The organism is Streptococcus sp. oral taxon 061 (assembly GCF_964211575.1).
Taxonomy (GTDB): domain Bacteria; phylum Bacillota; class Bacilli; order Lactobacillales; family Streptococcaceae; genus Streptococcus.
The window spans coordinates 65,669-86,784 of the sequence record NZ_CAXOQQ010000003.1 but is presented as its reverse complement, the minus strand read 5'-3'; the positions used below and the strand labels follow the sequence as shown (position 1 = coordinate 86,784).

General features: G+C 43.0%; 16 protein-coding genes. 2 read left to right on the top strand and 14 right to left on the bottom strand.

The window, feature by feature from the left end; all coding sequences use genetic code 11:
• Window positions 1-31 precede the first annotated feature (31 nt).
• Complete coding sequence (locus tag AB8E63_RS03215) at window positions 32-2,677, bottom strand: DEAD/DEAH box helicase family protein (RefSeq protein ID WP_368909914.1); 2,646 nt, start codon at window positions 2,675-2,677, stop codon at window positions 32-34.
• A 136-nt stretch (window positions 2,678-2,813) separates the two neighbouring features.
• On the opposite strand from AB8E63_RS03215, the gene AB8E63_RS03210 reads away from it, so the two are divergent.
• Window positions 2,814-3,434: a TVP38/TMEM64 family protein gene (locus tag AB8E63_RS03210; RefSeq protein ID WP_368909913.1), complete on the top strand. Its 621-nt coding sequence runs from the start codon at window positions 2,814-2,816 to the stop codon at window positions 3,432-3,434.
• A 40-nt stretch (window positions 3,435-3,474) separates the two neighbouring features.
• On the opposite strand, the gene AB8E63_RS03205 is transcribed toward AB8E63_RS03210, so the two are convergent.
• The 11 genes from AB8E63_RS03205 to AB8E63_RS03155 all read right to left on the bottom strand — a co-directional run bounded on the left by AB8E63_RS03205 (window position 3,475) and on the right by AB8E63_RS03155 (window position 16,638).
• A complete protein-coding gene (locus tag AB8E63_RS03205) occupies window positions 3,475-4,629 on the bottom strand; it encodes an MFS transporter (RefSeq protein ID WP_368909912.1) in 1,155 nt (384 codons plus the stop codon).
• Between the two features lie 179 nt (window positions 4,630-4,808).
• On the bottom strand, window positions 4,809-5,735 hold the full coding sequence (gene ftsX / locus AB8E63_RS03200) for a permease-like cell division protein FtsX (protein WP_006149801.1): 927 nt from the start codon (window positions 5,733-5,735) through the stop codon (window positions 4,809-4,811).
• Window positions 5,728-6,420 carry a cell division ATP-binding protein FtsE gene (gene ftsE, locus AB8E63_RS03195; RefSeq protein WP_004251332.1) on the bottom strand — a complete coding sequence of 231 codons (693 nt, stop codon included), beginning with the start codon at window positions 6,418-6,420 and terminating at the stop codon, window positions 5,728-5,730. Before ftsE ends, ftsX begins: the two co-directional genes overlap by 8 nt.
• 15 nt (window positions 6,421-6,435) lie before the next feature.
• Window positions 6,436-7,531, bottom strand: a protein-coding gene (gene prfB / locus AB8E63_RS03190; protein ID WP_368909909.1) for a peptide chain release factor 2 whose coding sequence is annotated in 2 segments (ribosomal slippage) — window positions 6,436-7,458 and window positions 7,460-7,531 — 1,095 coding nt in all. Because the reading frame shifts where the segments join, the coding sequence is not laid out codon by codon here.
• A 180-nt stretch (window positions 7,532-7,711) separates the two neighbouring features.
• Entirely contained in the window at window positions 7,712-8,971 is a 1,260-nt protein-coding gene (locus AB8E63_RS03185) for a TRZ/ATZ family protein (RefSeq protein ID WP_368909907.1), read from the bottom strand.
• A gap of 333 nt (window positions 8,972-9,304) precedes the next feature.
• Complete coding sequence (gene msrB / locus AB8E63_RS03180; protein ID WP_368909905.1) at window positions 9,305-10,243, bottom strand: peptide-methionine (R)-S-oxide reductase MsrB; 939 nt, start codon at window positions 10,241-10,243, stop codon at window positions 9,305-9,307.
• Between the two features lie 123 nt (window positions 10,244-10,366).
• Window positions 10,367-11,236 carry a homoserine kinase gene (gene thrB / locus AB8E63_RS03175; RefSeq protein ID WP_368909903.1) on the bottom strand — a complete coding sequence of 290 codons (870 nt, stop codon included), beginning with the start codon at window positions 11,234-11,236 and terminating at the stop codon, window positions 10,367-10,369.
• Window position 11,237: 1 nt separating this feature from the next.
• Entirely contained in the window at window positions 11,238-12,524 is a 1,287-nt protein-coding gene (locus tag AB8E63_RS03170) for a homoserine dehydrogenase (RefSeq protein WP_368909901.1), read from the bottom strand.
• Between the two features lie 140 nt (window positions 12,525-12,664).
• Window positions 12,665-13,387 carry a peroxide stress protein YaaA gene (gene yaaA / locus AB8E63_RS03165; protein ID WP_368909899.1) on the bottom strand — a complete coding sequence of 241 codons (723 nt, stop codon included), beginning with the start codon at window positions 13,385-13,387 and terminating at the stop codon, window positions 12,665-12,667.
• Between the two features lie 45 nt (window positions 13,388-13,432).
• Entirely contained in the window at window positions 13,433-13,843 is a 411-nt protein-coding gene (locus AB8E63_RS03160; protein WP_368910017.1) for a peptide deformylase, read from the bottom strand.
• Between the two features lie 110 nt (window positions 13,844-13,953).
• Entirely contained in the window at window positions 13,954-16,638 is a 2,685-nt protein-coding gene (locus AB8E63_RS03155) for a cation-translocating P-type ATPase (protein ID WP_368909898.1), read from the bottom strand.
• A 269-nt stretch (window positions 16,639-16,907) separates the two neighbouring features.
• On the opposite strand from AB8E63_RS03155, the gene AB8E63_RS03150 reads away from it, so the two are divergent.
• Window positions 16,908-18,098, top strand: coding sequence for a cation diffusion facilitator family transporter (locus AB8E63_RS03150; RefSeq protein ID WP_075227813.1), 1,191 nt, complete (start codon window positions 16,908-16,910; stop codon window positions 18,096-18,098).
• A gap of 42 nt (window positions 18,099-18,140) precedes the next feature.
• On the opposite strand, the gene scrK is transcribed toward AB8E63_RS03150, so the two are convergent.
• Both scrK and AB8E63_RS03140 read right to left on the bottom strand, forming a co-directional pair.
• Window positions 18,141-19,028, bottom strand: a complete 888-nt coding sequence (scrK, locus tag AB8E63_RS03145; protein WP_049484304.1) for a fructokinase ScrK — start codon at window positions 19,026-19,028, stop codon at window positions 18,141-18,143.
• Between the two features lie 140 nt (window positions 19,029-19,168).
• On the bottom strand, window positions 19,169-21,064 hold the full coding sequence (locus AB8E63_RS03140) for a sucrose-specific PTS transporter subunit IIBC (protein WP_254723948.1): 1,896 nt from the start codon (window positions 21,062-21,064) through the stop codon (window positions 19,169-19,171).
• Window positions 21,065-21,116 lie beyond the last annotated feature (52 nt).

Genomic DNA, 21,116 nt, shown 5'->3' with positions numbered 1-21,116 from the left:
CATATTCCTAGAAGAAAACGCTCACTTCCTTCTATTTCAAAGCACTTTTGACCTTTTTCTTGGTGATGATGCGTTCGTTTTTGTTGGCTAGGGATTTGAGTCTGGCTTCGAGCAGGATTTTTCGGCCTGCTTCGTTGCGGGTGTAGACGAGTTGGTAGTTGCCTATGTGTGGTGCAACGGCATTTTGGAAGAGCTGGGCATCTTCCTTGCGTTTTTCAAAGAGGCTAGGGACTACGAAATACTTGGACTGACCTGCTGGTGCTTTTTTAGCGACTAAGAGGTAGCGTTGATTGTCCACTGGGGAAAAGAATTCTCCCAAGGTCTTGGAAAAAAGCTCCTTGTCTCGCATACTGCCACCTTTTAGATAGGCAAAGACGTTAAAGCTTTCCTTGTCCTCATCGACCTGCACGCGCGACTGGTCATCAGACAAATGTCCGGCAGTCACCATGGCTTTGCGAATAGCTTCACCGATCAGGCGCAAGCGTTTATAAGGACTCTTGTAGCTGTAAAAGCGAAAGGCAGTGATAGCTAGGAAGAGGACACAAAGAGCTGTCAACCATGGCAAGGCAAATAAGGTTAGTCGAACGACATAAGCCAGGAGACTAATGGCAAAGACCATCAGAGCGTAGCGAAGCCACTTTTCAGCATCCGCTAGGGCGAGCAGAGGGATTCGTTTGCTGTCGGTCGCCACTTCATTGACAATCTCAATCTTATCAGCAACAATGAGAGATTCCTGCCATTTTTTACGTAAGGAGGCGCGATCCTTGGATAGTTCCATGATTTTCTCGTTATAGTCTTCGAGTTTCTTTTTCTTAAATGGGAACTCAGGAAAGTTCAAGCGATCCAGACCTGTTTCAATGGTATCTTCCTTATAGGACAAGCCAAGGAAATGGTCCATACGACGGGCAAGAGTTTGGAGGTCCTGATATGGATTGAGGTCTAGTTCTTCTTGATCCTCCTTAGAAAAGACTGGATTTTTGTATGGTTTGATGGCTACTAGGTGCCAGATGTTGCTGGTCTTATCTGGATGTCCTGGCCAGATACGGATGGCACGGCCCCGCATTTGATTGCTGAGCATAAAGCTTCCGACAAAACTTCCGAGGATGAGAGAGTTGACACAAGGTGCATCCCATCCTTCTCCCAAAAGAGACTTGGTTCCGACCAAGACCTGGATAGAACCACGTTGGAAGAGCTCGGTCACTGCTGCGACCATCCCCTTAAAGCTGGATGGAAAGCCTACTTGGAGATAGGCACCTTGATCGAGTTTTCCGATGGCAGAGAAGCTTAAGCTAGTGTTTGGAATGAGTGCTTGAAGTTCTGCCTTGACACTGGCAGGTATGATCACGACACTACCAGAAAGGACTGCTATGGGGACAGAAATACCTTGTTTTTGCGCACTTCTACGAATGGTTTCAAAGTATGGGAGGACACCTAATTGCGTGATTGGTGCTTGGTCATCTCCCAGATAACTGGCAAAATCCTTGCGGATATAGTCCGCTAAGACTAGCTGTCTCAAGTCCTGACCTAGACTGGCATACTCAGTCTCAAAGATAGATGCGATGCCAGCCAGTTTTCCTAGAGATTGGTTGAGGATTTGGTCATTGGCCTTGGATTTGACCAAGAAGACCTGACGTTTTTCAATCAATCCTCTTGATTTCAATTCGGCTTCTATCTTTTTCTTTGTCTCCTGCGGGTCCTCATACCAGTCAGGAGTCTGATAGAGAAGGCCTTGCAAGAGAACTTCTAACCAATAATAATTGAGGGCAGGCAAGCCCTCAGCACCTAGTAAATCTCGTAGATACTTGGGAATTTCCAGTTTTTGAGCATGTAGATAAACGAGAAGGGCTGAGAGATACTTGGGATCTTCGAGGAGCATATCCGCAGATATTTCCCCTTTAAGAACCTTGGAAGACCTAATGAGCGTCTGAAAATCAGAATCAACCACTAGTTGACTGACATACTGCCACTTGGTGTCTTCAAATTCTTCCAGGCGCTTGTCTTCTTCCTTGGTCGGAAAACAGATATAGACAAAGTCCTGGTGAGGGCAGAGGGTGTCTTCCTTGACCAGTTCTGGCACTGTGATTTCTTGGTCGATCTCGCCACACATCTGGAGATAGCGATCCCAGAGTTCTGGCTCACTGTCATATGGCGGTGTTGCAGTGAGTGAGATGACTTGTAGTTGCGGGTAATTTTTACGGAAATCTTCTAGGCTTTTCCACCATTCATTTCTCAAGTGATGGCATTCATCCAGACAAAGAGTCTCTACTCCCTTTTCCTTGAGTCTAGCAAGCAGGTCAAAGCCGACAAAGTCTTCAACTTCGCCATTATCTTCTTGAGATTGTAGCTGTTGCATAGCGCTATGAAAGGCTTGATAGGTGGCGATGGTGATTTGCTTCATGTCCTTGAGATTTTGAGACACAAGACTTGTGACCTGGTCCTCATCCTCTAAAAAAGCCTGACGAATCCTGTCCACCCATTGTTCCCGAATGGTAACAGTCGGTACCAAAACGAGAGCAGGCTTATCAAAACGGGCAATCAACTCGATACCAATGGTTGTTTTCCCAGAACCTGGTGCTGCCACCAAGTGGACATGCCCATCTGCTTGGTATTCCTGAAAGTTGTCCAAGACCTGTTTTTGGTAGTTGCGCCAAGTGCCATTAAACTTCAATCCTAACATGATTTCCCTCATTCTAAGCTGTCATTTTCTTATTCCCATTTTACCATACTTGAGGCAAAGTCACACGAAGCATCCCATATAGTCTTTCTCCTCAAAATATGATATAGTAGAATCATACTACACAAGAGGAGTTTACATGTCACACGATAAAGAAATGAAAGCTGTTTCTCCCCTTCTACAGCAAGCAATCAATATTTCATCCATCATCGGTGGAGTTGGTACTTTAATATTCTGTATCTGGGCCTATCAAGCTGGTATCTTGCACTCTAAGGAAACCCTATCTGCCTTTATCCAACAGGCGGGTATCTGGGGGCCACCACTCTTTATTTTTTTACAGATTTTGCAGACAGTTGTTCCTATCATTCCAGGTGCTCTTACCTCCGTTGCAGGTGTCTTTATCTATGGGCATATCGTGGGGACTATTTATAACTACATTGGTATTGTCATTGGTTGCGCCATTATCTTTTACCTGGTGCGTCTCTACGGAGCACCCTTTGTCCAATCAGTCGTCAGCAAACGAACCTATGATAAGTATATCGGTTGGTTAGACAAGGGCAATCGCTTTGATCGATTCTTTATCTTTATGATGATTTGGCCAGTTAGTCCAGCTGACTTTCTCTGTATGTTGGCAGCTCTGACCAAGATGAGCTTCAAGCGTTATATGACTATTATCATCCTGACCAAGCCCTTTACACTGGTCGTTTACACTTATGGCTTGACCTACATTATCGATTACTTTTGGCAAATGGTTGGCTAATAGACAAAAAACTCAAGGATTCTCCTTGAGTTTTTCTTTGTTAGGCTTCTTTTTTCAATAAAAGGGAAATAATGATTGATGTGCCAATCATCCATGCTCCTAGAATGATAAAGGTCATTCGACCATCTGTAGTCACCAAGCCAATCCCTGAAAGAACGAAGGGTGTTAATGATGCTCCAAAAGAACATCCCAAAACAGCATAGGAAGTTGCTTTATTGAGGAGTTTTGCTGGGATTCGCTCAGATATCAACTGAAAGACTGTCGTCAGAGCGATGCTGTAGGCAAATCCTCCTAAAACAGAACCTGCAACGACAACCCAGAGTGATGGTGCTAAGGCAATGATGATTTGTCCGATTCCAAAGGTAACTCCTGAGACCAATAGAAGTTTTTCCTTGAAGGCCGAGATGAGGAATGAAAAGCTGATTCCTGCTAAAATACCGATCAACTGCATGGCACTAAGGACCAGACTAGACAACTGAGCATCTCCAAAACCTGCCTCAATCATGAGGCTAGGAATACGGAAAGTAATGGCAGTATTTGTACACACGACGACAGCAGCACCAATGGCAAGGAAGAAAATCAGCTGTAGCATGGAGCGAGTTAGTTTGGCTGCTTCTTCTGTCTGATGCTTGGACTCATGAGTTTCTCCTTTTCCATAAGGTACAAAGAGAAGAAAGAGTACGAGAACCACTAGACCTGCTGCATAGGCTAGGAAGGTTGCGGTCCAACCAAATGCTAACAGTTGCCCAACTGCCAATGTCAAGATAGAAGCTCCCACTACCTCAGCTGATCCACGAAAACCCAGCATCTGGATACGAGTTTTACCATGGTAACGTTCACTGATGATTGAGATGGCCTTGGCGTTCAGCATCCCCACTCCAATCCCGAAGAGAAGACGTGTAGCAAAGACAAAGTAATAACCCTGATACCAGAAGGGAGCGATCCCGCTGATTGACAAGATCAAAAGTCCTAAGGTCAACTGGAGGCGTTCAGGAAAAATACGCTCTAAAACTCCATTCAATAAAAGCATGGCCATAATTCCAAAGGATGGGAGGCTGACCAAGAGTTCGACCTGACCAGTCGAATAGCCCTGATAATAGTCAAACATGGCAGGTAGGGCGCTCGAAATAGAAAACGATGTGATCAATACTAACGATAGGGAGAGTATGCTCACTTTTTCCAAAAATTGTTTCATCTTTTCCTCATTCATTGTTCATTTTTCATATTAGTAAAAAGGTCCTTTCCTATCATACACTCTTTAACCAAAATTGGCAAGCGACTGAGCACCAAGACCAAAAGAAAAAGCGGGGCATCAAGAGCTGTGAAGTCTTGATGACATCCCACTTTTTTATGTGTTTTATCCAGTTATGTGACTTAGATTTTCAAGAATCGACGCATTGAGATTCCTGAACCAAGTGAACCGATACAGATTCCGATGAGGAACAAGAGACCGATCATCATTGGAATAAAGGTATTCGGTGTAATCAAGGATAGGTTTTGACCAACCAAGGATGGGTTGACAGATTGGAAGACTTTATTATAGATAAAGTAAACCAAAGCTGATGGAAGAGCAGCTCCCAATAGTCCGATAAAGGCACCTTCTAGCAAGAATGGGCCACGGATGTAGCTGTTCTTGGCACCAACCAAACGCATGATTTGGATTTCACGACTACGTGAAATGATAGTAATACGGATGGTATTTGAAATCAAGAAGACTGCGATGAAGATCAAGAGTCCTGCAATGACCAATCCCCATACACGGATGAAAGAAGCCAACTTGAAGAGACGTTCAGTATTGGCACCACCGTCTTGAACTTCAGAGACACCTTCGATTTTCTTAGCTTCTTCAGCTACTGGTTTTACATCACTTGGTGAATTGGTATCTACGATGTAGGCATCATGAAGAGGGTTTGCGTCTCCTTCAAACACCTTCCACTCGTCACCCATGGTTTCAGTCAGCTTTTGGTACTGTTCTTCTTTACTTGAGAAGGTTACATTTTTAACAGCTGGCAAGGCTTTGAGGGCATTATAGACCTTGTGGTAGTCATTGTTCGTGACTGTCTGGCCTTCTTTTACAATGGTTTCACTGTTGTCTTCAACGTCTTTACGAACATAAACCATGACGCGGACGTTGTTTTCGATATCAGTTGCTAATTTCGCAGTGTTAAAAATAACTGAAGCAAAGATAGCAACCAAGGTCAAGGTAATCATTACTGAACTGATGGCAGCAATGGTCATCCATCCATTACGCTTTAAACTCTTTAAAGCTTCAAACAGATGGCGGAAAAATCTACTAATCATCGTATCCGTACTCTCCTTTCGCTTCATCACGTACCACGCGACCATTTTCGATGGCAATAACGCGGTGGCGCAAGGTATTTACGATTTGGCTGTTGTGGGTCGCCATCAAAACAGTTGTCCCTTGAAGATTGATACGTTCCAAGAGGTTCATGATTTCCCATGAGTTATCTGGGTCCAAGTTACCTGTTGGTTCGTCGGCAATCAATACTTTAGGATTGTTTACGATGGCACGCGCAATGGCGATACGTTGTTGCTCACCACCTGAAAGCTCATTTGGGAATGAACGAACCTTGTGCTTCAAACCGACAAGGTCCAAGACTTCCATAACACGTTTTTTGATGTTACGACGACTTTCACCAACAACCTCCATTGCGTAGGCAATGTTCTCATAAACGGTTTTCTTTGGCAAAAGTTTGTAATCCTGAAAGACTACTCCGACGTTTCTACGCAAGAACGGAATATCTTTCTTTTTGATCTTAACCAGGTTATAACCTGCAACTTGCAAGCTTCCTTTATCGATTTTGACCTCACGATACAAGGCACGGATAAAGGTTGATTTACCAGCACCTGAAGGTCCTACGATGTAGGCGAATTCTCCTGCATCGATATTTACAGTGATGCCACGTAGGGCTGTTGTCCCGTTGTCATATTTTTTGACAACATCTCTCATTTCAATGATTGACATGTGACTTCCTTTCTTTTAACTGATACGCCATTTCAGATAAGCATCGATGAAACCATCTAGGTCTCCATCCATAACCTTATCTACTTGCGCTACTTCAAAGTTTGTACGATGGTCTTTTACCATTGTATAAGGCGTAAATACATAGGAGCGGATTTGGCTTCCCCATGTAATTTCCTTTTTCTCACCCTTGAGCGAGTCTACCTCAGCAGCTTTCTTTTCCTGCTCCATCTGGTAAAGTTTTGCCTGAAGCATCTTCATAGCACGGTCACGGTTTCCGTACTGGGTACGATCGACGGTTGATGCTACGACTATACCTGTCGGAATGTGAGTCAAGCGGACACCTGTTGAAACCTTGTTGACGTTTTGTCCACCTGCTCCACCTGAACGGAAGGTATCCATCTTGATATCATCCTCACGGATTTCAACTTCGATGGTATCATCCAACTCTGGCATAACTTCTACAGAAGTAAATGAGGTGTGGCGACGTTTAGCAGAGTCAAATGGTGAGATTCGGACCAAACGGTGAACTCCCATCTCTGACTTGAGAAGACCATAAGCATTTGGTCCTTCAAAAGACAAGGTTACTGACTTGATTCCTGCCTCATCACCTGCTTGGTAATCCAAGACCTCAACCTTGAAGCCTTTGGCATTTCCATAGCGAGTATACATACGAAGGAGCATATCGCCCCAGTCTTGAGCCTCTGTTCCCCCTGAACCCGGATGGATTTCTAGGATAGCATTGTTGTGATCATACGGCTCTGACAAAAGAAGGGTCATTTCATAGCTGGTCATCATTTGAGCTAACTCATCGAGTTTTTCGACCAACTCATCCTTCACGGATTCATCTTCTGCCAAAAAGTCTAGTAAAATCTCAACTTCATCCTGCAACTCATCCATCTTGTGGAAGGTATTATAGGTATTTTTGAGTTCGTTTAATTCTTGCGACGTTTTTTGGGCCGCAACATTATCGTTCCAAAAATCAGGTTCTGTCATTTTGTTTTCCAAAATGGCAATTTCTTCCTCTAAACCTTCGAGGTCAAAGAGACCCCCTGAAAGAAGCTAATTTTTCACGATTTGCGTCAATTTTTTGACGAATTTCTGAAATGTCCATACATACTCCTTTAATTGTATCGTTTTATTATACCACAATTTTTCTTATTTATCTAATCGGTGTTTCTCCAATTTATTATCCGTATATTTCTGTAAGAGGTCAAACCAGCAATTCCATAAGCAAAACTAGAAAATCTCACAAGAATTTTCCCATGAGATTTAGCAAATTTATACTACTTTTTTACAAGTTAACAGTCAACACTTGACTGTCTTTCACGACTTGCTCACCAGCGATATAGACATCATCAACATCACTGGATTTGACAGCGTAAACGAGGTGAGATAGCATGTTTTCTTGAGGTTGGAGATGGATTTTCCCTTGGGGTTGGATGACTAGAAAATCAGCCTGCTTACCGACTTCTAAACTACCAATCTCATCTTCCATTCCCAACACCTTAGCTCCTTCAATCGTCAGTGCCTTGAGGGCAGTTTCAATAGGAAATTGACTGGCATCACCGCTCTTCATTTTCTGTAAAAGAGCTGCGGTGCGTCCTTCCTCAAACATATCGAGGTTATTGTTAGAAGCAACTGAGTCCGTCGCAATACCGACCGGTACTCCTGCCTTTTGAAGTTGAACGACTGGTGCAATCCCCGAAGCTAGTTTGAGGTTGCTGATAGGATTGTGGGCGATAGCGACTTGTGAATCTGCCAAGCGCTCAATTTCCCTTTCATTTAACTCCACACCATGGGCAAAGACAACTTTATGATCTAAATATCCGAGCTCATCTAGGAAGGCTAATGGGCGTTTGCCATAGCGTTTCAGGATAATGCCTGACTCTTCCTGGGTTTCTGCCACGTGGATATGAAGAGGAATGTCTTCTTCTTTTGCTAGTTCTAAGCTAGCTTCCAGCAATTCTCGACTACAACTGTAGGGCGAATGCGGAGCCACCATCACCTTGAAATTGGGATCCTGATAGCCTTTAATTGTCTCGATAACAGCACGCGTTCTTGCAACAGTTTCATCTGTCGTCTCCACGTCTGAAGAAAAGAGGGTTGGAGAAAAATAGCAACGCATCTTGGATGCCTTGACTGCTTCATAAATCTTCTCTATCTCTACTCCATTAGGATTATACATATCATTGAAAGTTGTCGTTCCCGACTGAAGCATCTCTGTTAGCGCCTCTTTGACGGCCTTTGTAGTCATCTCTGGTGTGAACTCTGCTTCTGCTGGCCAGATATAGTCCTCCAGCCATTCGTGAAGATTGCTATCATCACGAATGCCTCTCAAACCTGTCATGGCAGAGTGGGTATGACAATTAACCAAGCCAGGCATGATCCAGGCACCTTGATAGTCTATGATGTATTCTGCTTGATTGAGAATCTCTGGATTTTCCTGACCGACATAAACGATTTGGGATTCTTTAACAGCTAAAATCCCATCCAGATAAACGTGGAAATCTTGGTCACAAGTCACGATATTTACATGCTGAAAGACTTTCATCACTAGGCTCCTTTTCTATATAAGTATTCATACTGGATAATTTTTCTAGCTATTGTAACAAAAAAGTCACCCGAAGGCAACTTTTCTTATTGTTTATGGGGTTTAAAGTAAGAAAGTAATTGTTTCATGTGTCCCTTCTATTTCCAAAATGAAGAGAGTGTGACAAAAGCCCTAGCCTCTCAATTGTCTTTGGATTGTCGAGAAAGACGCAGTGGTTGAGTGGGCTCTACTACGCTGATTTCATCAGCTTTTACAGCCCTACTCAACTGTGCGGAGGTGGGACGACGAAATCGAATTCTAACGAATTAACGATTTCTGTCCCACTCTCTCTTTTTACTTGTTCAAATATGGAAGCAGGTAGCCATAGCCGGCTTCCTCCATTTCACCCTTAGCGATAAATCGTAAGGATGCAGAATTGATACAATAGCGTAAACCACCTAGTTCCTGAGGTCCATCTGTAAAGACATGTCCCAAGTGAGCATTTCCTGAACGTGAACGGACTTCGATTCGCTCCATACCGTGGCTTAGGTCTTGATAGTAATGGATAAGTTCTTTCGAAATTGGTCGGCTAAAACTTGGCCAACCACAGCCTGAGGCAAACTTATCCTTAGCAAAGAAGAGAGGCTCACCAGTCGTGATATCGACATAAATTCCTTCCTCAAAAGTTTGGTCATAAGCATTGCTAAAAGGAGCTTCCGTCGCAGCCTCTTGGGTAACTCGGTAGGACTCTTCTGATAAACTTTCTCGTAAAACTGCCTGACTCGGTTTTTCATAGTTGGCGGCATCTATCAGTGGTTTCTCAGCATCCCTCACATCGATATGGCAATAGCCTCCAGGATTTTTCTTGAGGTAGTCTTGGTGATAGTCTTCAGCCAAGATGTAGTGACGTAGTTTCTCCACTTCCACTGCAATTTTACGACCGATGAGGAGTTCTTGTTCACGAACCACTGTATTGATAGTCGGTAAATCCTCTTCATCTTTGTAATAAATCCCTGTGCGGTATTGACGACCACGGTCATTCCCTTGTTGGTTGACAGATAAAGGATCAATGACTCGGAAATAATAGAGTAGAATCTCACGGAGCGAGACCACCTTTTCGTCGTAGACGACTTGCACAGTCTCTGCGTGATCTGTTTCTTTGATTAATTGATAATTGGTAGTTTCAACTTGACCATTGGCATAACCAACACTGGTTTGCAGCACTCCAGAAATACGTGAAAAGTATTCTTCCAAGCCCCAAAAACAACCGCCTGCTAGATATATTTCTGCCATTTCAAATCCTCCTTGACCGTCTGTCGGACGCTAAACACGGGAATCATTTCATATCCCATGTTTCATTTTCAAAAAAAGGACAGGAAGCCTCTAATAGAGAGTTTCCCCATCCCATTGTTCTGTTTATTTTGCTTCGACGCGAACGCCTTCTGTATCTACTTGCAACTCATGAAGTTTGCCTTTGAACGGTTGCTTTTCAAGCTCAGCCTTAATCTTAGGCATCTTGTCAGGATCAGCCAAGACCATAACAGTTGGGCCAGCACCAGACAAGTAGGTCGCATAAGCACCATTTCTCTTAGCAACTTTCTTGATGGTCGCAAATTCTCTCACCAGTTCTTGACGGTAACGCTCATGGAAAAGGTCACTCTCAATAGCCTGGCCTGCTTTGACCATATCTCCAGTCAGTAGGGCTGCAATAGCCACATTGGCGATAGAACTTGCAGCAACGGCTTCCTTGTAAGAGAGTTTCTTAGGCAAGACACCACGACTATCGCGAGTTCGCAATTCATAGTTTGGAATATAAGCTAGGAAGGCACACTCTGGGAAAGGCGCCACAACAGCTGAAACCTGACCTTCTACCGAACTGGCAATGACGAGGTTTCCATAGATAGCAGGTGCAACATTATCAGGATGCCCTTCGATTTTAGTTGCCAATTGTAATTTTTCATGTTTGCTTAGTTTCAAGTTTCCGAGTTGATTTGCCAGTTCAATCCCAGCAACGATGACCGAGCTCGATGAACCTAGTCCACGCGCAAGCGGAATATCACTGACCATCTTCAGACGTCTAGGTTGGAGGTCTGGAACAATTTGTAGAGCAATCTTCAGCAAAAGATTACGTTCATCACGTGGAATCCATTTGCCTAATTGGTGCTCAATCATCCATTCTTCACGTTCCTCACAAACCTGAATTTCTAGATACTTAGTTACAGCTACACCAACCGAGTCAAAGCCAGGACCCACATTGGCACTTGTAGCAGGTACAATAATCTTCATCTTAGTCTCCTAAAACCTTGAAGGTGTTGAGAAGTTCAAACTCGGCTACACCCTTCAAAGCTGCTGTAATATTTTCAAGTTGCGCCTTGTTGATTTTATGAGTGATGATGACAACACGAGCCTTGCCTTCTTGCTTACCATCTTGAAGGATTTGCTTGAAGGAGATATCTTCTGCATTAAAGAGCTCAGCCAATTTCAAGACTTGACCTTTTGAATCTGGAGCCAAGATTGAGAAATAGTAGTTAGCTTTGACATCTTCTGGCTTAGCCAAGACTACTGGACGGCTGTATTCATTAAAGGCTTTTCCAATTGTTCCATCATTCAGACGACGAACGATGCGGGCAATATCAGCCACAACACTTGTTGCAGTTGGTTTTTGACCAGCACCTGGTCCATAGTACATAGACTCCCCGATACCGATAGACTCTACAAAGACTGCATTCATAACACCATTAACACTCGCAAGTGGATGTTCTTTAGGAAGGAAGGTTGGCGTAACCTCAGCAGCAATACCAGATGCCGTTTCTTCAACAGAACCAACCAATTTGACTACGTAACCAAGTTCTTGAGCTACTGCTACATCTTCTGGAGTAATGTTGCGAATTCCTTGGTGGCCTACATCTTCAAACTTGACATTCATCCCAAAGGCGAACTGACTGAGGATGACCATCTTGTAAGCCGCATCAATCCCGTCAACGTCATTGGTAGGGTCGCTTTCAGCAAAGCCAAGTCGTTGAGCTTCTGCCAAAGCATCTTCATAAGACCAACCTTCTGTTACCATTTTGGTCATCATGAAGTTAGATGTTCCGTTGACAACACCAAGAACACGTGTGATTTTGTCTGATGCTAGTGAGTTGACCAAGGTACGAAGGATTGGGATTCCTCCTGCAACAGCTGCTTCATAGTATAGGGCAACATTGTGAGTTTTGGCAATCTCAAGCAATTCTGCACCATGAACAGCCAAAAGGTCCTTGTTAGCTGTCACGACGTGTTTCCCTGCTTCTAAAGCACGAGTGATAAAGGTTTTAGCAGGTTCGATACGCCCCATCAACTCAACAACAATCGTGATGTCTTTGTCTGACAAGATTTCATCGATGTTTGTTACAAAATTAAAATCATTTCCTGCTTCAAGCAAGCGGGCTTTCTCTTGATCGTCTTTGACCAAAACTTTAGCTACTTCAATTTCTGACTGGGCTGCTTGAACAATTTTTTCTCTATTTTCCTTTAGCAAGAATGGTACGCCACTGGCTACTGTACCAAATCCAAGTAAAGCAATCTTAACTGACATGTTTGTCTCCTCGAAATTTTCTAATAGTCCTATTATACCAAAATTGTGAGAAAATTCCTACCATTCTAAATAAAAAATAGCAAGGCCAAATCATAAAAAGCTTGCTCCTATAAAGATAGGGAGCAAGCTCTTCTTTCATTCTATTTTACAAAGGCCAATTCCTTATCACTAGACAAGTCTTCTCGATAATTGAAACCTGCAAAGCTGAGCTTTTTAATCTCTTCAACCGAGGTTACCTGATTTTCCATCAAGGCTGTTAAGAAAGCCCCTCTAGCTTTTTTAGAAATGGTTGAGTGGATTTTTAGTTTTCCATCTCTTTCTTCCATGAACTTGAAGGTCACCATTTTCTCACGGATTTCTTTAGGAAAGACAGTTTCAAACTCTGAAGACAAGAGTGAAAAGATTAACTTCTGGTCTTTCATTGACTCTTCATAGGCTGCCTTCCAATGACTTTTCAGACTTTTCCCAACGACTTTGAGCTTCATCAAAAAGTCCAGTCTGTGAGGTGCAATCGGCGCAAAGGCTGGGATCACACCATAGAGAGCTGACGTTATCATGAGATGTTTCTCGAGATAGGTTTGCTCCTCCTTGGTGAGATCGTCCCGTTTGATGTTGCGATACATGAGTCCATCAAAGAGGTGCAAGGCTGGATAGTTTGTCGCAGTTTCATTTTTCAAGGCCTGGATATGGTCATACTCCTCTTGCGCTTTTTCGGCAGATATTTTGTAAAAACTCTCCAGCTCTTGGGCAGAATATCTGGCCAATTCATCCAGCACTGCCTGACTTTCAGGACGCAAGGGTTTAGCCTCTAAACTAGGGATTTCGGTATTCATTTCTTTTGCGGTTGGGATTAGAATTTTCATAGTGTTAGTGTAGCATATTTTTTTAGGACTACCAAGGATTTGAGCTTAAATAATACGACCTTCCAAATGATCCAATTCATGCTGACAAATCTGAGCAGGAAATCCTGTCAGGGTAATGGTTTGCTCTTGCCAATGGATATCTCTGTAGCTTACTGTAATCTTCTCATACCGAGTTGTAGGTCTGACACCTGTCAAAGATAAACAACCTTCCTCTGTCTCGTATGCTCCTTCAAAAGATTGGAGAACTGGATTAAACATAACCATGGGAATCATTCCGATATTAAAAATAATGACACGTTTTTGTACCCCAATCATATTGGCCGCTAGTCCAACACAGGTTTCTCGGTTAGCCAATAGGGTATCCTGCAAATCCTTTGCTAGGGGTAAATCTTCCTGACTAGCAGGCTGGGATACCTGCGACAAAAACAAGATATCTTTTACTATTTTCTTTTTCAAGATTCTTTCCTCCATGCGATATCATTCTCCTTGATTATAGCATAAAATCTTTGTCAGTTTACCTTTATATACAAACAAAAAGCCATCCGAAGATGACTTTTCATAATTGTTTAAATAGCGTTTTTATCTTTTCCAAGTGCTCGTTGGATTGCTTTAACAATCTCAACAAGGACCACGATCATAAGTGCTCCTACGGCGACCACCATCCATTGAGTCAAACTCAAGTGTGACACGTGGAAGAGATTATTAAATCCAGGAACTAAAATCGTCACCACAAAGAGGACAAAGGCAACTGGGATAGACCAGTTAAAGGTCTTGTTGGTAAAGAGTCCCACTTTAAAGATTGATTGGTAAACCGACTTAACGTTAAAGGCATGGAGCAATTGGATCAAACCGAGAGTTGCAAAAGCCATGGTAAGGGCATCCGCATGGATTTCAGTATGACTTTGGTGCTCTGGGAAGAGAAGAGCCCAACCATAAACACCCAGAACCAGCATGGTTTGGAAGATCCCTTGATAAATGATTGCTCCGAAGACACCACCATCAAAGAAGTTAGACTTACGACCACGAGGTTTGTGGGTCATGACACCTGGTTCAGCAGGTTCCACACCAAGGGCGATGGCTGGTAGCGTATCTGTTACCAGGTTAATCCAGAGAAGATGCACTGGTTGAAGCACATCCCAACCTAACAATGTTGCAAAGAAGATGATGAAAACTTCAGCCATATTAGCAGACAAGAGGTATTGGATGGATTTTTGGATATTTGAGAAGACCTTACGTCCTTCTTCTACCGCTACGATAATGGTTGCAAAGTTATCATCAGCAAGGACCATATCAGAAGCTCCCTTAGAAACTTCTGTACCTGTAATCCCCATACCGATACCGATGTCAGCTGTCTTAAGTGAAGGCGCATCGTTGACCCCATCACCCGTCATAGCGACAACCTTACCTTCATTTTGCCAAGCTTTAACGATACGAACCTTGTGTTCAGGAGATACACGCGCGTAAACAGAGTATTGCTTGAAGACTTTTTGGAATTCTTCATCAGTGAGTTCATTCAACTCAGCACCAGTGAAAACATGGTCTTCTGTATCATTTGGATCGATGATACCGAGACGTTTAGCGATAGCTTCCGCTGTATCTTGGTGGTCACCAGTGATCATAATCGGACGGATACCTGCTTCTTTAGCGACACGTACAGCTTCTGCAGCTTCTGGACGCTCAGGGTCAATCATGCCGACCAAACCAGAGAAGATGAGGTCAGACTCAACAATTTCAGATTCCAAGGTTGGAATTTCCTTACTTGTCTTGTAAGCCATCATCAAGACACGAAGGGCTTGTTTAGCCAAGTCTTTATTGATAGCAAGGATAGCTTTCTTATCTTCTTCTGTGATTGGGCGAACTTCCCCATTGACTTCAATACGAGTCACACGTTTGAGCAATTGGTCAGGGGCACCCTTGACAGCGATAAAGTAAGAGCCATCTGCTTCCTTATGAATGGTAGACATGAGTTTTCGGTCTGAGTCAAATGGCAATTCAGCCACACGTGGCTCATCCTTCAAGACTTCACGAACATCGAAGTTGTGATCCAAACCAAACTGTACAAGGGCTGTCTCTGTTGGATCCCCAATCAACTTACCAGATGGGTCCACCTTTGTATCATTGGCAAAGTTCATGATACGGAGGGTATTATTGTTAGCAGTAATCTCAGTTGCAGCACTTTGCAATTGACCGTTGGTATAAACTTTTTCAACCGTCATTTGGTTCATGGTCAAAGTACCTGTTTTATCAGATGCAATGATTTCTGTTGAACCGAGAGTCTCAACCGCTGGCAATTTACGGACGATTGAATTCCGTTTGGCAAGGGTTGTAGTTCCCAATGATAGAACGATGGTTACAATGGCAGGAAGTCCTTCTGGAATAGCCGCAACCGCAAGAGCAACCGCCACCATCAAGCCTTCTAATGGATGTTCACCACGAACGAATACACCAACCAAGAAGGTAATCACTGCAATCACAATAATCAAGTAAGTCAAGACCTTAGATAATTGTTCCAAGCTTTGCTTCAATGGTGTTTCAGTTTCGTCTGCGTTGGCTAACATATCCGCAATCTTACCAACTTCTGTATACATACCAGTGTTGGTCACGACCCCAATACCACGACCGTAAGTTACGTTTGAGTTTTGGTAAGCCATGTTAACACGATCCCCGATACCAGCATCTGCTTCAACAAGTCCTGTCACATCTTTTTCAACTGGGACAGACTCCCCTGTAAGAGCTGCTTCTTCGATTTTAAGAGACGCCGCTTCAAGCAAACGCATGTCGGCAGGCACTACATCTCCCGCTTCAAGCAAGACGATATCTCCGGGTACCAATTCTTTCGAGTCAATCTCAATAACATTACCATCACGACGAACACGGGCCATGGGGCTAGACATATTTTTCAGAGCTTCAATAGCTGCTTCTGCTTGACCTTCTTGGTAAACCCCAAAGGCAGCATTCAAGACAACAACGGCCAAGATGATAAGGGCATCTGTTAAACCATCCATTCCTTCTGTAATGACAGACAGTGCCGCAGCCGCAAGCAAGATGATAATCATCAAATCCTTAAATTGATCAAGGAATTTAGCTAGTAGGCTACGTTTCTCTCCCTCTTCCAACTCATTACGACCATAAGTCGCTAGTCGTTCTTGAGCTTGAGCAGTTGACAAACCTTCGATAGATGAGTCCAAGTTCTTTAGGACTTCTTCTGAGGTCTGTGTGTAAAACAAGTCTTTATTTTGTTCTTTTGACAAAACAGTCTCCTCCTTTTTGGCCTCTTTTTACAAAAAAAGAGACCTGTTTTTAAAAAAACAAGTCTCGCTGTTTAATATAGTGCCGGAAATAATTCGTAATGACGACACTATCGCGGTTAACCGCCAGCTACTCCCTTGAGTAGTTCTATTATATCAGAATTTCAAAAGTTTTCAAGTTTTGAGGTGTATTTAACTTACTTCCCACATTTGAATTTTCCTTGGAAAACCAGTATAATGAAAGAATACTAAAATGTTAGAAGGGGAGTTAGATGAATCAATCGGTTTCAAACTTAAAATTAGCTGAGCGTGGTGCCATTATCAGCATCTTGACCTATCTATTCTTGTCTGCAGCTAAGCTAGCGACCGGACACCTCCTCCATTCATCCAGTTTGGTGGCAGATGGTTTTAACAACGTTTCAGATATTGTTGGAAATGTAGCCCTTCTCATCGGGATTCGTTTGGCTCGCCAACCGGCAGATAGAGATCATCGCTTCGGTCACTGGAAAATAGAGGATTTGGCAAGTCTCATCACTTCCATCATCATGTTTTACGTTGGATTTGATGTTTTACGGGACACCATCCAAAAGATACTCAGCCGAGAGCAAACGGTCATTGACCCACTTGGTGCGACTCTGGGAGTCATCTCTGCTATCATCATGTTCGCCGTTTATCTCTACAATACCCATCTGAGTAAGCAAGCTAAATCAAAGGCCCTCAAGGCAGCTGCTAAGGATAATCTGTCAGATGCAGTGACATCTCTTGGAACTTCTATTGCTATCCTGGCAAGTAGCTTCAACTATCCAATCGTGGATAAGTTGGTCGCGATTATCATTACCTTCTTTATTCTTAAAACTGCTTATGATATCTTTATCGAGTCATCCTTCAGCCTTTCTGATGGTTTTGATGAACACTTGCTCGAAGATTATCAAAAGGCTATCATGGAAATTCCTAAGATTAGCAAGGTCAAATCTCAACGCGGTCGTACCTACGGAAGCAATATTTATCTGGACATCACACTTGAAATGAACCCAGATCTGTCTGTTTTTGAAAGTCACGAAATTGCGGACCAGGTTGAATCCATGTTATCAGAACGCTTTGGTGTCTTTGATACAGATATTCATATCGAACCAGCACCAATCCCTGAGGATGAAATCCTAGATAATGTCTATAAAAAATTGCTCATGAGAGAGCAACTAATCGACCAAGGAAATCAACTGGAAGAGTTACTTGCAGAAGACTTCATTTATATTCGCCAGGACGGACAAGAACTGGACAAGGGAGCCTATAAGGCTGAAAAAGAATTAACCTCTGCCATTAAAGAGCTTCATTTAACCTCTATCAGCCAGAAAACAAAGCTCATCCGCTACCAAGTCGGTGATACCATTCATACCAGCATCTGGCGTCGCCACGAAACTTGGCAAAATATTTTCCATCAGGAAACAAAAATAGAAAAAGACTAAAGCAAAACTCCCAACTGAGAAAGTTGGGAGTTTTTTATATTCTTATTTTGCAACGCTCTTAGCAAGAACGAAGTTTCCTAGTGTAGCTGAACCATTGCCAGCAACAGCTGGAGTCACGATATAGTCACGTACATCTGGAACTGGTAGGTAGCCATTGAGTAGGGCTGTGAATTTCTCACGTACACGGTCAAGCATATGTTGTTGAGCCATAACCCCACCACCAAAGACGATGACATCTGGACGGAAAGTTACAGTCGCATTCACTGCGGCTTGAGCAATGTAGTAGGCTTGAACATCCCAGACAGAGTTATTCAGTTCAATGTTTTCCCCACGAACACCTGTACGAGCTTCCAAACTTGGACCAGCTGCATAACCTTCCAAACATCCATTATGGAAAGGACAAACACCATTAAATTCTTTTTCAATATCCATTGGGTGTCTAGCCACATAATAGTGACCCATCTCAGGGTGACCAACACCGCCAATAAACTCGCCACGCTGGATAACACCAGCTCCGATACCTGTACCGATTGTGTAATAAACCAAGTTTTCAATACGACCGCCGGCATTATTACGAGCAACCACTTCACCGTATGCAGAACTGTTTACGTCTGTCGTAAAATACATAGGCACGTTTAGAGCGCGACGAAGAGCACCAAGCAAGTCGACATTTCCCCAGTTAGGTTTTGGAGTTGTTGTGATAAATCCGTAAGTTTTTGAGTTTTTATCGATATCGATTGGACCAAATGAACCAATGGCAAGTCCTGCAAGATTGTCGAATTTTGAGAAGAACTCGATGGTTTTATCGATTGTTTCAATAGGTGTTGTTGTAGGAAATTGTACCTTTTCTACAACATTATAGTTTTCATCTCCGACAGCACAGACAAATTTTGTACCGCCTGCTTCCAAACTTCCGTATAGTTTTGTCATGATAAACCTCTTGTATTTATTTTCTCTATTATAGCATATTCCCATAAGGAAAATTACTCTATATTTTAGTTTTTTCTCTGTAAATTTTACCATTCAAGCAAAAACGAACAAACATGACATTTGTTCGTTTTTTTGATTTATTAAGCTTTAACTTCGATGATTGCGTCACCCTTAGCAACTGATCCAGAAGCAACTGGATTTACTGAAGCAAAGTCTGCAGTGTTTGTTACGATAACCATTGTTGTGTTATCAAGTCCTGCAGCAGCAATCTTAGCTGAGTCAAATGTTCCAAGAACATCTCCAGCTTTAACCTTGTCACCTTGAGCAACTTTATGGTTGAAGCCTTCACCGTTCATTGAAACAGTATCGATACCAACGTGAATTAAGATTTCAGCACCGTTAGCTGTTCTCAATCCATAAGCATGGCCAGTTGGGAAGACGATTGTCACTTCAGCATCAGCTGGTGCATAGACAACATCTTGACTAGGTTTCACGGCGATTCCTTGTCCCATAGCTCCGCTTGAGAATACTGGGTCATTCACATTTGAAAGAGCAACAACGTCACCAACGATTGGTGTTTGGATGACACCTTCGCTAAGTGAAACAAGATTACCAGTTACTGCTTCTTCTGTTAAACGGTCAGTTTCAGCTTCAGAAATTGCTCCTGCAACCTCTTCTACTTCATCTTCGTAACCAAACATGTAAGTAAGAGCAAAACCAAGTGCAAAGGATACAGCTACCATAAGAAGGTATTGTAGAAGTTGTCCATTCCCAATGTAAAGCATTGTACCAGGGATGACTGTGATACCATTACCAGTACCAGCAAGTCCAAGGATTGAAGCAAGTCCACCACCGACTGCACCAGCAATCAATGAAAGGAAGAAAGGCTTACGGAAACGCAAGTTAACCCCGAAGATAGCAGGCTCAGTAATACCTAGGAAGGCAGAAAGAGCAGCTGGGAAAGCAAGTGTTTTAAGTTTAGGATTTTTAGTTTTCACACCAACGGCTACTGTCGCAGCACCTTGAGCAGTCATGGCAGCTGTGATGATAGCGTTGAATGGGTTAGCATGGTCAGCAGCAAGCAATTGAACTTCAAGCAAGTTGAAGATGTGGTGAACACCTGATACGACGATCAATTGGTGAACTCCACCGATTAAGAAACCACCAAGACCGAACGGCAAGTTAAGGAGTGCTTTTGTTCCAAGAAGGATGTAGTTTTCAACAACGTGGAAGACTGGTCCGATAATAAACAAACCAAGAATTGACATGACCAAAAGTGTTACGAATGGTGTTACCAAGAGGTCAAGAACATCTGGAACAACCTTACGAACAGCTTTTTCAAATTTAGCTCCGACAACCCCGATGATGAAGGCTGGAAGAACAGAACCTTGCAAACCTACAACTGGAATAAATCCGAAGAACTGCATTGCAGTTACTTCACCACCAGAAGCAACAGCCCAGGCATTTGGAAGTGAGTCAGATACGAGCATCATACCAAGAACGATACCAACGGCTGGATTACCACCGAATACACGGAATGTTGACCAAACAACCAATCCTGGCAAGATAATAAAGGCTGTATCAGTCAAGATTTGAGTGTAAGTTGTCACATCTTCTGGAAGTGTCATCCCAAGAGCAGTCAAGAGACCACGAACACCCATGAAGAGACCAGTTGCTACGATAACTGGAATGATTGGTACGAATACGTCACCGAAAGTACGGATAGCACGTTGGAACCAATTCCCTTGTTTAGCAGCTTCTGCTTTCATATCTTCTTTAGAAGAAGTTGGCAAACCAAGAGCTACGACTTCATCGTACATCTTGTTTACTGTACCAGTACCAAAGATGATTTGGTATTGACCTGAGTTAAAGAAAGCACCTTGAACTTTTTCCAAGTTCTCGATAGCATCTTTGTTAATTTTCGCTTCATCTTTCACCATAACGCGAAGACGAGTCGCACAGTGAGCTACACTATTAACGTTCTCACGTCCACCTAAGGCTTCGATGACTTTTTTTGCAATTTCTGTATTCGTCATTTGCAAAAATCTCCTTATAAAAAAAATTTGTTCTTGTTTGAAAGCGATTTAT